13 protein-coding genes are annotated in these 13,412 nt (G+C 35.3%); 12 read left to right on the forward strand and 1 reads right to left on the reverse strand.

Annotated features, from left to right (window positions below):
* The first annotated feature begins 137 nt into the window (after positions 1-137).
* Together WG904_RS17410 and WG904_RS17415 are read left to right on the forward strand one after the other, a co-directional pair.
* Complete coding sequence (locus WG904_RS17410; RefSeq protein WP_339580622.1) at positions 138-1,715, forward strand: L,D-transpeptidase family protein; 1,578 nt, start codon at positions 138-140, stop codon at positions 1,713-1,715.
* Positions 1,716-1,798: 83 nt separating this feature from the next.
* On the forward strand, positions 1,799-3,325 hold the full coding sequence (locus WG904_RS17415) for a L,D-transpeptidase family protein (RefSeq protein WP_339580623.1): 1,527 nt from the start codon (positions 1,799-1,801) through the stop codon (positions 3,323-3,325).
* 83 nt (positions 3,326-3,408) lie between these two features.
* On the opposite strand, the gene WG904_RS17420 is transcribed toward WG904_RS17415, so the two are convergent.
* Positions 3,409-4,167 (reverse strand): murein L,D-transpeptidase catalytic domain family protein, encoded by a 759-nt coding sequence (locus WG904_RS17420; RefSeq protein WP_339580624.1) that lies wholly within the window; start codon positions 4,165-4,167, stop codon positions 3,409-3,411.
* A gap of 263 nt (positions 4,168-4,430) precedes the next feature.
* On the opposite strand from WG904_RS17420, the gene WG904_RS17425 reads away from it, so the two are divergent.
* From WG904_RS17425 to WG904_RS17470, 10 genes are all read left to right on the forward strand, one after another.
* Entirely contained in the window at positions 4,431-5,261 is an 831-nt protein-coding gene (locus WG904_RS17425) for a TlpA family protein disulfide reductase (RefSeq protein ID WP_339580625.1), read from the forward strand.
* Between the two features lie 103 nt (positions 5,262-5,364).
* Positions 5,365-7,407: a BatA domain-containing protein gene (locus tag WG904_RS17430; protein ID WP_339580626.1), complete on the forward strand. Its 2,043-nt coding sequence runs from the start codon at positions 5,365-5,367 to the stop codon at positions 7,405-7,407.
* Positions 7,404-8,669, forward strand: coding sequence for a dihydroorotase (locus WG904_RS17435; RefSeq protein ID WP_339580627.1), 1,266 nt, complete (start codon positions 7,404-7,406; stop codon positions 8,667-8,669). Before WG904_RS17430 ends, WG904_RS17435 begins: the two co-directional genes overlap by 4 nt.
* The gene (locus WG904_RS17440; RefSeq protein WP_339580628.1) at positions 8,659-9,333 is read left to right on the forward strand and encodes a hypothetical protein; all 675 of its coding nucleotides are present in this window, start codon (positions 8,659-8,661) and stop codon (positions 9,331-9,333) included. The genes WG904_RS17435 and WG904_RS17440 overlap by 11 nt, the downstream gene beginning before the upstream one ends.
* Before the next feature lie 17 nt (positions 9,334-9,350).
* Positions 9,351-9,941 (forward strand): DUF4199 domain-containing protein, encoded by a 591-nt coding sequence (locus WG904_RS17445; RefSeq protein ID WP_339580629.1) that lies wholly within the window; start codon positions 9,351-9,353, stop codon positions 9,939-9,941.
* 108 nt (positions 9,942-10,049) lie between these two features.
* Positions 10,050-10,220: a hypothetical protein gene (locus WG904_RS17450; protein WP_339580630.1), complete on the forward strand. Its 171-nt coding sequence runs from the start codon at positions 10,050-10,052 to the stop codon at positions 10,218-10,220.
* A gap of 188 nt (positions 10,221-10,408) precedes the next feature.
* Entirely contained in the window at positions 10,409-10,573 is a 165-nt protein-coding gene (locus WG904_RS17455; RefSeq protein WP_339580631.1) for a DUF8506 family protein, read from the forward strand.
* Complete coding sequence (locus tag WG904_RS17460; protein WP_339580632.1) at positions 10,574-11,524, forward strand: glycosyltransferase family 2 protein; 951 nt, start codon at positions 10,574-10,576, stop codon at positions 11,522-11,524.
* A 39-nt stretch (positions 11,525-11,563) separates the two neighbouring features.
* Positions 11,564-12,532, forward strand: coding sequence for a glycosyltransferase family 2 protein (locus WG904_RS17465; protein ID WP_339580633.1), 969 nt, complete (start codon positions 11,564-11,566; stop codon positions 12,530-12,532).
* Entirely contained in the window at positions 12,529-13,404 is an 876-nt protein-coding gene (locus WG904_RS17470) for a DUF7847 domain-containing protein (protein WP_339580634.1), read from the forward strand. The genes WG904_RS17465 and WG904_RS17470 overlap by 4 nt, the downstream gene beginning before the upstream one ends.
* The last annotated feature ends 8 nt before the right edge of the window (positions 13,405-13,412 follow it).

The following is a 13,412-nucleotide window of genomic DNA, read 5'->3' on the forward strand; positions in this document are numbered from 1 at the left end:
ATCTATCTATCGCCACAATGGCGATGATGTAAATGTACGTTATGATTTAAAACTTGGGTCATATATTGCTTTACTTTCCGTAATTTTGTGGAGAATAGATTGCAAATATAGCTTTGTTATTGTAAAAATCAAAAAAAATGAAGAAAACGTTGCTTTTTCTATTAGTATGTGTGTTCTTTAGTTCTTGCGAGTGGTTTAAACCTAAGCCAGAAATCGGAGTTGTTTTAGCTACACATTTTAAAAATAAATTATATAAAGAATTTGATACAGCTGTTTACAAAATAATTTTTTTGAACAAGCTTAAAGATCTAAAGAGCAGGTTATCTAATCCGAAAGTTACTGCAGCTCATTATGCTGTAAATGAGTATAAACCTGAACTTATAATCAAATTCTATTCAAATGGCGGGTTAGATAGTTTAAAGAGGTATATCGAACGCAGTAAGGCCGATGGATTTGATCCGAAAGCATTTGGATTAAAAGAATTATCCAATCTCTTAGCACAATTAGATTCTAATCAGTTTAAAACTATTGATGAGGTTTATCCTTTAATTGCTACATTAGAACTTAAAGCTGCTGATGCGCTCCTTCGGTATCATAGCGTTATGAAATATGGTAGTGTTAATCCGCGAAAATATTTTAATCGCTATTTTATAAAGCAACTACGACCAGATAGTGTGCACATGGATTCGATACTTAGTACTTCAGATCTGCTTTTAGTGCTAAATAATTCGCAACAGACTACAAAGGCTTACATCGATTTAAAAATGGCGTTAGCACATTACCGTGATAGCCTAAAAACAGATGATAATCCATTAATAAGGACAATTAAGCTAAATATGGAACGCCTGAGATGGCAAATTCCAATAACTGCGGATGAAGTTGTTAGGGTAAATATTCCAGATTTTTCGCTAACCTGGTTTTCGAAGGAAGACACGCTGGTACACATGAATGTATGCGTTGGCGCGAAAAGAGAGCAGACTTATGCCGAAAAGATGAGAATTTTCCTACAATCGGGTAAGCTTGATGATAAGCCAAGAAATCACGAGACCCCCCAATTGTATAGTGTTTTCAATGCAATACAAGTAAATCCAATTTGGAATATTCCGGTTAGTATTGCACAAAGTGAGATTTACCATCAAGCACTGAAAGACCCTTATTACCTATCGAATAATAATATAAAAGTTTACTATAAAGAAAAGCTGGTTAAAGATCCCGACACCATAAGATGGGGTAGATATGCACGCGAAAAATTACCTTTTAAGTTTAAACAGGGTTCTGGTGAGGGAAATGCATTGGGGAAATTTAAATTTATCTTCGACAACAGTTCGAGTATTTATCTTCATGATACCAATAATAAAAATGGTTTCAAATTAAAAAATAGAGCAATTAGTCACGGTTGTGTGCGAATTGAAGATCCGTTAAAGTTTGCCCAGTTAATGGTGAAAGATAAATATCAGTATGATAATTTGCGGATGGAAGTGAATCTACCTCCAATAGATACCACTAGAAATGCGAAGTATAAGCGATTAATGGCTAAAAAAACTGACACATTAAAAAGATTTCAATTAAATCCGGCTTGGTTCGCTACGCGAAAAAATATTGCTGTAATTATTGGCTATGCTACCGCATGGGTAGAAAATGGTAGGGTTCAATTCCGTCCAGATGTTTATGATTACGACGGATTGCTGTGGGAAGCGATGAAGCCTTATCGGTAAAGCGCTAGCAACATTCAAACATTTAACATTCCAACATTTCAACAATTTTTAAAACAAATTCGATTTTATTTCATTTTGTAAGTATGAAATTAAAACGCTACCCTAACTCTGCTTTCCTCGTAAGTATATCCTTACTACTTTTTATTCTCCCATCTTGCAAAAAACCCCATTCTGATATTGGAGCAGTTGTTTTCAAGGAAACTCGAAACAAAATTTTTAAGGATATTGAAACGGATGTTTTTATTGAGAAATTTAAAGAAACCTTTGAGAAACAAAAAAATACCTATAGAAACCCCAAATTTTTAGCTGCGCTATACGAAGCGAACGATTTTGAGCCCCTGATTTTGATGAGGGATTTACCGCAAAATAAGCTAAAAAAAGCTGTTATCAAATTAGGTGAATCAAATGCCCACGGTTTAAACCCTGAAACCTTTCAAACTTCCAAATTAGACCAACTGGTAGCACAAGTATATAATAAAAAGTCGATAAAAACATTAAATGAAGCCTATCAAGTGCTGATAGCTCTAGAGCTTACAGCAGCCAACGCTTTCACCAATTATAGCAATGCGCTGCAATTTGGATTAATTAGTCCCAGAAAGATTTATGCTCAATATTATACCGAAACCAAAAGACCAGATAGTGCAAGTTTTATGGAGGTGTTTACCACTAAGAGTATTACATCATTTTTAGACAGCATACAGCCAAAAGATAGCGAATACCTTATGCTGCAAAAGGCCCTTCAAGATAATGTTCAAGTGCCGGGCACAAACAAAGAAGAGTCGGAAAGAATTTTAATTGTAAACTTGGAGCGGATGAGATGGAAAAATAAACCTACAGAAGAAAAGTATGTTTGGGTTAATATTCCTGATTTTAGATTAGATGTTGTTGAAAATGGAAAATCTATTTTAAATATGAAAGTATGCGTAGGAGAGGGAAGAAATAAAGACTATTCAGATAAATTAATGGAATACGATGAGAACGACTTCGATAGCGATCGACCGTTTAATAGAGAAACTCCTCAGTTAAAAAGTATAATTCATAGTGTTCAAGTTAATCCAATATGGAATATACCTGAAAGTATTGCGACTAACGAAATCACCAAATTAGCTGCTAAAGATCGTTATTACCTTTCCAATCATAATATAGATGTTTTTTTAGACGGAAACAGAATTGAAGATACTGAAACCATAGATTGGTCGTCGCCAGATGCAGGTAAAAAATATGCGTTTAAACAGCGACCAGGCGAAGATAATGCATTGGGTAAAATTAAGTTTTTGTTCAACAATCAAAGCAGTGTATACCTTCACGATACACCTTCTAAAGCAGCATTTAAACAAACCATGAGAGCCGTTAGTCATGGCTGTGTTCGAGTTGAGCAGCCTTTAGAACTTGCCCGTGCATTATTTGGTGAAGGAAATAAATTTGACAAAATAAAATCGGGTATGGAAGGTAAGCGAACCGATGCAGAAGACATCGGTTTATCCAATAAAGTTCCGGTGTACCTAGCGTACTCAACCTGTTGGGTGGATGCAAATGGTGTGTTACAGTTCAGAAAAGATGTTTACGGTTTAGATATCGTGCTCTATGCTTACCTGAAAAAAATGGCGTAGTGATTTTATAGAAGGAGCATACAAGCCTAATTTTAGCGTTTATGTTCCTTCTATTCTATGGTGAAAACTTAAATTTTAAAAGGCTAGTAGGTAGTATGTTCGAGTGCAAAATTTGCAGCCAAGGTGTGATCTAAATACTTAGATGTATAGGCTTCTTGGCTTTTGTTGATAAATAGCACCGTTTTATCTTCGATGGTGCTAATTACCTTATCGGCCAACTCAGGGGCCACTGCAGGACAACCCTGACTTCTGCCCAATCTTCCAAGGGCCTGTATCGTCCCCTTACTAACATAAGCCGCTCCATGTACTACAATAGATCGCATGCGTGCATTGTTGTTAAAACCCTCATCCATTCCATCTAATTTAAGCGATTTGCCATGCATGCCCCGATATACCTCGCCAGTAACATAGAAACCTAGGCTACTGCTAAACGAATCGTTTTGATTAGAGAATTTTATCGCTTCATTATTTCCACTGCGTTGTCCGTGAGCCACCCAAGTATTCAACAAAATTTCTTTTTTATCAAGATCGATAATGTAAAGACGTTTCTTTGTACTTACTTGATCAAAGTCGACAATCGTTAATATCGATTTTTTGGAAAGCTGACCTGCTTTTTTTAGATTATAAAAGCCTGTTAATGCCTTTTCGAAGGTAGCTTCCAGTAATCCTGCATCTTTTAAGTGTGCAGCTTGATAAATACCATCTACATGTTTAATGTACATACTATCAATGGAAACAACAGTTCTCGGTTTTACCTCGTCTTTTGATGATTTCCATCCCATGCTAATGAAGAAAATGGCGAGTGCTGCTAGTCCAGATAATCCTAAAATGTATTTTTTCATAGCGTTTGCTTTTTATGCGTGCTGTATAATTATTTACGTATAGGTTTTTTCGAATAGCGTTGTTTTATGTATTAGATATTAACCAAATATACGCATTTTTTAATAGTTATGTTAAGTTTTGTCCCATTATTGCTTTATAGTGACTAATTCAACGAGTTGAAATTCAAAGTGTTATACTCTTTTTTGGAATAATTCCATGTTTAATTTTATAACTCCTAAAAATATAGTTATTTTAGGGTCATTTAAATATTAAGCTAAACAAAATGAATAAAATGCTCCCTATTATTTTTACATTGGGTTTTGTAATTAGTTTTGGTTCTTGTGTGCAGATTCCAAAACAAGAGGAAAAAAAGACTGCAGAAAACCCAAAAATTGATAAGGATAAAATAGGAAAGCCAATAATTGAAGAGAAGTTAATTATGTCTAATTTTAATACATTTTGGGCATATTATAACGCAAATATTAAGTTTTTCGAAGACTTTGTCCCCTTTGATACAGCAGGAGTTGAAATGAAGAAGAGAGATTTCTTAAATACCTTAACTTCTGGAGATTACTATCCCTTGCTTATTAAATCAAAAGACTCGTTAATTAATTATAAGTTAGCTAAAATACCTGCAAATGGACCAAAAGATGCAGGGGCCTATTTAAGACAAGATTCGAAAATTGCTTTAGTACATTACGACATGGAGGGCAAAGCCATTCCTGCGTTTGATTTTATCGATGTGAATGGTAAACATTATACTTCAGAAAATACAAAAGGTAAAATTGTTCTTTTTAAATGTTGGTTTATCAATTGTGGGGCTTGCATTTTAGAAATGCCCCAGTTAAATAAAATGGTGCAAAAATATAAAGATAGGAACGATATTTTGTTTATCAGTCTTGCATCAGACCCTAAAAAGTCACTTCAAACTTTCCTAAAAAAAACGCAATTCGATTATGCCGCCGTTCCTAATCAGGATAAATACATGGATGAAGAATTAAAAGTCGCTGCTTACCCATGGCATTTCTTAATTAATAAACAGGGATTATTGGTTAAAGCAGTAGGTTTAGCTGAAGATGTTGAAATGCTTTTAGACCGAGAATTGAAAAAGTAAGTTATTTAGAGCATGTTTCGCTCAAAAATAAGCAATAAACATTTTCACAACATAAATTTAAACAGGCTATTAATATCCGAATTTTTTCTATCTTTGGTTTTTAATGAATTTCCTGTATCCAGGCTTTCTTTTTGCGCTTTTTTCGATCGCTATTCCGGTCATAATACACTTATTTAATTTTAGAAAGTTTAAGAAAGTATATTTTAGCAATGTTGCTTTTCTGAAGGAAATTAAAGAACAAAATTCTTCTCAGGAGAAACTAAAAAACCTCCTTGTACTTGCGAGTAGGCTATTGGCTATTATTTTCCTTGTTCTTGCATTTTCTCGCCCATTTATCCCTTCTGGTACAAAACACGATCAAAGCAGAGGAAATACAGTAAGCATTTATATCGATAACTCCTACAGCATGGAAGCTGTTAATAAGGAAGGTAATCTATTAGACGAAGCAAAAAGAAAAGCAAAAGAAATTGTAAAGGCATTTCAACTGAACGATCGATTTCAGTTGTTAACCAACGATTTTGAAGGTAAACACCAGCGTTTACTTAATGCCGATGAATTGATACAGGCAGTTGATGAGGTGAAAATTTCTGCTGCGAGTAGGTCTTTACAACAGGTTATTAACCGTCAACAAAGCATATTTACAGGAACAAGTAATCGTTTTAGCTACTTAATTTCAGATTTTCAGAAAGGCTTTGCAGGCGATGTTCCAATTTTAACGGATAACAATACAAACATTTCGCTCATCAAATTAAAATCCAACCACTTGCCAAATGTTGCGGTAGATAGTGTATGGTTATTATCTCCCGTACATCAAATCAATGCCACTGAGAAGGTTGCAATCCGTTTAAAAAATTATGGAGATGAGGAAGCAAAAAATATCCCAGTTAAATTAACCGTTAACAATCATCAAAAAGCCATTAGCAGTTTAACTATTCCCGCTGGCGAAACTACAATAGATACACTTTCTTTTAGTGGATTAAACCTCGGTTGGCAAAAGGGGCAATTAAGTATAAAAGATTTTCCTTTAACATTCGACGACCAACTTAACTTTAGCTTTAAGGTAAGTGCAGATCAACAGGTATTAAGTATAAATGGCACAAGTAGTGAAAAATATATTAGCGCGCTTTTTAAGTCTGATTCCTATTTTAAGTTAACGGAAATGCCCGAAAGTAATATTAATTACTCTACATTCGCCAACTATAGTTTAATCGTACTTAATGGATTAAATAATCCTTCAAGTGGTCTTGCATCGGCACTTAAACTTTATGTAGAAAATGGAGGTTCTGTTGTTGTTTTTCCGGATATGGCTTCGAGTAAAGAAGTATACAGTCAGTTTTTTACCAACTTAAATCTTCCGGCAGTTGCCGAATTAAATACCACGCCAACCAAAGTAAGTGCCATCGAACTAAAAAATGCCCTTTTCAAAGATGTATTCGAAAGTTTACCTCAAAAATTAGATCTTCCACAGGTAAAACAATATTTTAGTTTTGTAGAAAATAACAATATTAACAAAGAAAATTTACTTCAGTTGCCAGCTAACAAATTATTTTTTGCCCGTTATCCTCAAAAAAGTGGGCAAATTTATCTAGCGGCAACAGGCTTAAATAAGAACGATAGCAATTTACCTGAACATCCTGTTTTTGTGCCCTTAATGTATAAAATAGCTTTTGCAAGTGTACGCGAACAACCGCTTTATTATACCGTGATAAAGGATAATGTTATAGAAAGTAATAAAATCAACTTAAGTAATAATCAATCGCTCAGGTTAGTGAGTGATAATTTTGAAATTATTCCAGAAATACGGCAGAGTAACGACAAAACACGGTTGTATACAGCAGACCAAGTTAAAAATTCTGGTTTTTACGAGTTAAAACAAGCAGATTCACTACTCTCTGTTATTGCTTTTAACGATAACAGAATAGAGTCGGATATGCATTATGACGGCCCATCCGATTTAAGTAAGGTAATTAATAAGCAACAAGCAAACCTAATCGACCCAACTGTTGATCCGGTTGCAGCTACAGTCTCTGCAAAAAATAGCGGTACAGAGTTATGGAAACTTTGCCTAATTTTAAGTGTTATTTTTTTAGCGATTGAAATACTATTGGTTAGATTTTATCATATAAACAATAATTCAAATTCATGAACCTCTTTATTAAGGGAATAACAATAGCCGATCCAAATAGCCAGTTTAATCAACAAAATTGCGATATACGCGTTGAAGATGGAAAGATTGTGGCCATTTCAAATGCGTTAGCGCCAGCTAAAGGTGATCAAATTTTTGAAGCACAAGGTGCAATTCTATCGCCAGGTTTTTTCGATTTAAATTGTTCGATAGGCGATCCAGGATTAGAAACCAAAGAAGATCTAGAAACCGCTACGGCAGCTGCCAAGGCAGGTGGCTTCACTGCATTAGCTGTATTGCCAACAAGCAAACCTGTAGTACAAAATAAAGGGCAAGTTGAATACATTTTAAATAAAACAAAAAACAATCTTGTAGAGGTGCACCCAATTGGCGCCATCAGCAATGAACTAGAAGGAAAAGAGCTTGCCGAGCTGTACGACATGAAAAGGGCAGGGGCGGTAGCTTTTTCTGATGGTGATTATGCTATTGCCGACGATGGTTTTATGAGTAGGGCTTTACAATATGCACAAGGATTTGATGCCTTATTAATGGTATATCCCGAAAATAAATCGATGGCTGGTAAATCACAAATTAATGAAAGCAAAAATAGTATCCTTTTAGGGATGAAAGGATTGCCCGCATTGGCCGAAGAAATGCACATCGCTCGCGATATTTATTTGGCTACCTATCATCATTCACCTATCCACATTAGTACGATCTCTACTGCAGGGTCGGTGGCGTTAATTAAACGCGCTAAAAAGGATGGAGTTAAAATTACTTGCGATGTGGCGGCCCATCAACTCATTTTTACAGAAGATTTGCTGAACGATTTTGATAGCAATTATAAAGTAAAACCTCCGCTAAGAAGTAAAAACGATACTAAAGCGCTATTGGCCGGGCTAAAAGACGGAACAATAGATGCGATTTGCACGCAACATCGTCCACATGAAATCGAATTTAAAGATGTAGAGTTCGAACGCGCAGCCTATGGGATCATCGCTTTACAAACTGCCTTGCCGCTTTTACTAGAAGTTGGTTTAAGTGCCGAATTGATTGCGGAAAAATTAGCAATTAATCCACGTAAACTATTGGGGCTGCCAGTTGCGACGGTTAACATTGGTGAAGATGCCAATTTCACTATTTATCACCCTACCCAAGAATGGGTTTTTAATTCACAAACAAATGCTTCTAAATCAAATAATTCGCCTTTGCTCGGTAAAACCTTAAAAGGAAAAGTGCAACTGGTTTATAACCATAAACAATTTCAAAAATATGAACACTAGCGTAGAACAAGCATTAATTGCTTCACTTGATAAATTTGCTGAAACCAAAAAAATAGATTCGATTGCTATCGAAACACGATTGGTAGAAGTTTTTGGAAAAGACATGAACTTTTTAGAGAAAGTTGCAGAATTTGATGAGGTTTTTGATGAACAGCCGGCTTTTAACGAGTTAAGAGAGGTGTATTTCGATTTACTGATGATTAATTTCTTTACTAGTGACGTAATTAAGCTGGAAGAAGATTATCTTGAATCGAAAGAATGGGCGGATATTGAAGAAGAAACGATTGATCGGGGAACGGAATTGCTGAATTTGTTATTGTACATTAATGAATGTCACGATGAAGAAATCAAACCTGGGCTTGAAGATTTCCTAAAAGAATTTTTGTTGGTCGAAGAAGATGAATTTCAAGACGAGTTCCATATTTATGAAGATTTAATCAGCAACCAACAATTGGCCGAAAGTAGTGTGGAAGATATTTGTAGTAATGCTGACTTATTGGAGTTGAGTGAAGAAATGGAAGAACTTTTTGTACCCTTTATGACGTTTTTCTTGCAGCCAAACACCAGTGAAGGTGTACAGCTCGAATTAATAAAATATAGCAATAATAGCAGTTTTGATGTTGCGGTTTACACATTAATTACTAATTTTAATAAAAATCGTTAAACCAAACAAAAAAAAATATGGAAGCAACAGCTACGAAAGTAAATTTAAAAACAGAAGCGCTAAAAAATGGCGCAATCTGGGGCGTAATTAATATTGTATTATTTGCGGTGGTCTGGTATGGAATGCCAAGCTTAATGAGCTCGTATGTTTATGTTGGTATTACCGTAGTTATAGGCATTTTGCTAGCCGTTTTCTTTTGTATCGATTTGAGAAAGAAGGCGGGTGGCTATTGGTCGTTCAGTGAAGCACTTTGGCCAATACTTGCCATGTTCTTAACAAATATGACCATTGTGTTGGTATTTACATTGGTATTTGGAAAAGTAATCGATCCCACCTATCCTGTTAAGATGAAAGAAGTTTCTATGGCAGGAACAGAAAAAATGATGTCGTCTATGGGCATGGATGAGTCTCAGTTGCAAGAAGCAATGGCAAAAACTGAAGAACGATTAGATAAACAATTTAACCCATCTGTTGGCGACTTCATCTTTCAATATGGAATGTCTGCAGTATTTTATTTTATAGGCGCGCTAATATTTGCTGCTATTTTCAAAAAAGCTAATCCTAATCCTTGGTCAGAACAGGAAGAAGAACCTGTTCTTCAAGAATAAATCGAACCAAGCATAAATTTATCAACGTGCAGGTTTTATCAAAATATTTGATGAAGTTTGCACGTTGTTTTTTATAGCGCATTTTATCTCACTACCCAATACTAAAAAATGCCAAACTTATATATCATTTCTGGATATAATGGAGCAGGTAAAACTACTGCTTCGTTTACCGTATTACCAGAAATGTTAACTTGTAGAGAGTTTGTAAATGCAGACGAAATAGTGAGAAGATTATCGCCTTTTTTTCCAAACGTTTTGTCTTTCAAGCAGGTAAAATAATGCTTAAACAGATATATGATTTGTTGTTTAAGCTAGCTCAACGAATGAATTAAAAAGTGAACTGGTTGTTTTTTGTTTAAATAATGTGAATCTTGCCATTCAGAGGGTTGAGGAAAATTGCTAAAGGGAATAAAAAGGGAATTGCTATCTTTGATCACGAAATTTTTTGAAAATTTAATCAAAAATTGATGAACAAGGAATTTACACTTGACGAACTTCAAGAAAAAATAAAACAAGGTCTTGATTTAGCTTTCAAAAAACTTGTTGCTGAAAAGAAGAAGAATAATGGTGTTTTTGTTTTTTCAGAGAATGGAAAAATTGTGAAGGTAAAAGCCGTGGATTATAAAGGTTAGATGGATATATCAGTTGTAGTACCCTTATTTAATGAAGAAGAATCGCTGCCAGAATTAATGGCTTGGATTCAGAAAGTAATGTCGGAGAATAATTTCTCTTATGAAGTCGTCTTCGTTGACGATGGAAGTACCGACTCTTCGTGGCAGGTAATTACCTCCTTAAAAGAACAGTATACTGCAGTTAAAGGAATCAAATTTAGACGGAACTACGGGAAATCTGCCGCACTAAATGTAGGCTTCGAAGCCGTACGGGGCGACGTAGTCATTACCATGGATGCCGATTTGCAAGATAGTCCAGACGAAATACCCGAATTATACCGTCGCATAAAAGAAGAAAACTACGACCTCGTGTCGGGATGGAAAGCTAAACGCTATGATCCCATCTCTAAAACAATCCCTACCAAATTATTTAATGCTGCTACGCGAAGCATGAGCGGAATTCAGCTAAATGATTTTAATTGTGGGTTAAAAGCTTATCGTCATGATGTCGTTAAAACCATCGAAGTCTATGGCGAAATGCACCGCTACATTCCTGTTATAGCCAAATGGGCCGGTTTTACGAAGATAGGAGAGCAGGTGGTTGAGCATCGTGCGCGTAAATATGGAACAACGAAATTCGGCCTTAGCCGATTTATTAACGGATTTTTAGATTTATTAACCATTTTCTTTGTCGGTAAATTCGGTAAACGACCCATGCATTTTTTTGGAGCCATAGGTGCATCAAGTGTGTTTATTGGAACGATAATGGCTTTATGGCTCATTGGTGTAAAACTTTATCATATTGCCACCGGAACAGCATATCGAGAAGTAACCGATCAACCGATGTTCTACTTGGCCTTAACGGCTACCATTATTGGAACACAACTTTTCTTAGCTGGATTTATTGGCGAATTGGTTACCCGAAATGCCCCTGAAAGAAATGCCTATTTAATTGAAAAGGAAATACTTTAATTAGCTAATTTGCTAATTAGCTAATTAACAAATTGTCTGATGTTTTTCTCCATAATCATCCCTTTATACAACCGTCCACAAGAAATAGACGAGCTTTTAGCCACATTAACCAAGCAAACCTATACACGGTTTGAAGTTTTGGTGATCGAAGATGGCTCAGTAGAGGATGCGAAAGCTATCGTAGCTTCTTATGCCGACCGATTAGACATTCATTATTACGTTAAGCCTAACGAAGGACAGGGCTTTTCCCGTAATTTTGGCTTCGAACGAGCTAAAGGCGATTATTTTGTAATCTTCGACTCCGATTGCTTAATCCCGGCCGATTATTTAGAAATCGTATCTAATTATCTTTTTGAGCATCAGCTCGATGCGTATGGAGGGCCAGATGCTGCACACGAAAGTTTCACACCCGTACAAAAGGCCATTAGTTATGCCATGACTTCGCCCTTTACCACAGGCGGTATCCGCGGAAATAAAAAACATATCGGACAATTTCATCCGCGGAGCTTTAACATGGGCGTTTCGAGAGAAGTTTATGAGAAAGTAGGTGGCTTTATTCTTACCCGCTTAGGCGAAGATATCGAATACAGTATTCGTATCCACGAAAATGGATTTAAAATCGGATTAATACCAACAGCAAAAGTTTATCACAAAAGAAGAACAAGTTTTGCTCAATTTTATAAACAATTGCATTTTTTCGGGAGAGCACGAATCAATATTTACAAACATTTTCCATCTACCTTAAAATTAGTGCATTTTTTTCCTGCAGTAGCTACACTAGGAATGGGATTAACCTTATTGTTGAATGTATTTAATCAGCCTTTGGCCCTGATTTGTAATCTGTTGGTCGTATTATACTTTATGTTGATATTTTTTCATGCTTGGCAGCTTAATAAATCAATAAAAATTGCATTTTTGAGTGTTATCGCATCATTTATCCAGCTCACTGCTTATGGATTTGGCTTTATGCAGGATTTTTGGAAACGAGTTATATTAAATAAATCATGATTGAGTACCTAAAAGAAAGCTCATTTGCTGTTAGAGAAGTAATTTTTGACGCATGGAAAGTTACACGCGACAATTATGTTTCGATTGCCACGCTATGCTTTTTAATTTTCATAACCGCATCAACTTCTACTTTTATGGCCTTTTTTATGGGCGAATTGCACATAGGGATTCGGATAATTATGCTTATCATTTTTATTATGAGTTACTGTGTGGTCGAACTGTGTTTAATCAAATACATTTTTAAATTGCTAGACCACGAAAATGCAGAAATTACCATTATAGAAACACTTCCTACACGAAAAGAAATAGGTCGCTTTTTAGTGGGGGCGGTTTATTTTGGCTTGAGTATATTCCTGGTTGGCATTTTGCTGATGCCCGTTTTATATATCTTAGAACTTATTTTAAAATTGGGTGTAAATCAAGGCGTGTTCAGTAATTACACGCAAGCAGGAAAAATAATCGTAAATATTTCTGTGGCAATTGCTGTGCTTAGTATTTTCTTTACTTTCATTAGGATTATCTTTTTTCCTTTTTTTATTATCGATAAGCACGTTACTGCATTTGAATCGATAAAATTTAGTTTGGCAACTACAAAGGGCAATTTTATTAAACTATTATTCATTTTTGTAGGCTTAGTTTCGGTTCAAGCAATTGTATTTGGATTTTTTTATATTGTAGTGATGACTGGCTTTCGGCTTATTAATTTCTTTTTCGACTATGATATCAATCAATATATATCTTTAATTGTGGTTGTATTTAGCTCATTCGTCATTGTTCCCTTCACCACTGCATTTTTTGCAGTCGCCTATCGTAAAATAATGAGCGAATATCAAGGAGACGAGCATCCCGATATTATGCATAATATCGTTTAATATATTCT

This window comes from Pedobacter anseongensis (assembly GCF_037482965.1).
Taxonomy (GTDB): Bacteria; Bacteroidota; Bacteroidia; order Sphingobacteriales; family Sphingobacteriaceae; genus Pedobacter; species Pedobacter anseongensis.

Excerpts from the sequence above, each read along its gene's own strand:
- WG904_RS17420 (WP_339580624.1), bottom strand. The coding sequence starts at position 4,167 with ATGAAAAAATACATTTTAGGATTATCTGGACTAGCAGCACTCGCCATT.
- WG904_RS17455 (WP_339580631.1), top strand. The coding sequence starts at position 10,409 with ATGAACAAGGAATTTACACTTGACGAACTTCAAGAAAAAATAAAACAA.
- WG904_RS17465 (WP_339580633.1), top strand. The coding sequence starts at position 11,564 with ATGTTTTTCTCCATAATCATCCCTTTATACAACCGTCCACAAGAAATA.
- WG904_RS17410 (WP_339580622.1), top strand. The coding sequence starts at position 138 with ATGAAGAAAACGTTGCTTTTTCTATTAGTATGTGTGTTCTTTAGTTCT.
- WG904_RS17425 (WP_339580625.1), top strand. The coding sequence starts at position 4,431 with ATGAATAAAATGCTCCCTATTATTTTTACATTGGGTTTTGTAATTAGT.
- WG904_RS17430 (WP_339580626.1), top strand. The coding sequence starts at position 5,365 with ATGAATTTCCTGTATCCAGGCTTTCTTTTTGCGCTTTTTTCGATCGCT.
- WG904_RS17470 (WP_339580634.1), top strand. The coding sequence starts at position 12,529 with ATGATTGAGTACCTAAAAGAAAGCTCATTTGCTGTTAGAGAAGTAATT.
- WG904_RS17440 (WP_339580628.1), top strand. The coding sequence starts at position 8,659 with ATGAACACTAGCGTAGAACAAGCATTAATTGCTTCACTTGATAAATTT.
- WG904_RS17445 (WP_339580629.1), top strand. The coding sequence starts at position 9,351 with ATGGAAGCAACAGCTACGAAAGTAAATTTAAAAACAGAAGCGCTAAAA.
- WG904_RS17450 (WP_339580630.1), top strand. The coding sequence starts at position 10,050 with ATGCCAAACTTATATATCATTTCTGGATATAATGGAGCAGGTAAAACT.
- WG904_RS17435 (WP_339580627.1), top strand. The coding sequence starts at position 7,404 with ATGAACCTCTTTATTAAGGGAATAACAATAGCCGATCCAAATAGCCAG.
- WG904_RS17415 (WP_339580623.1), top strand. The coding sequence starts at position 1,799 with ATGAAATTAAAACGCTACCCTAACTCTGCTTTCCTCGTAAGTATATCC.
- WG904_RS17460 (WP_339580632.1), top strand. The coding sequence starts at position 10,574 with ATGGATATATCAGTTGTAGTACCCTTATTTAATGAAGAAGAATCGCTG.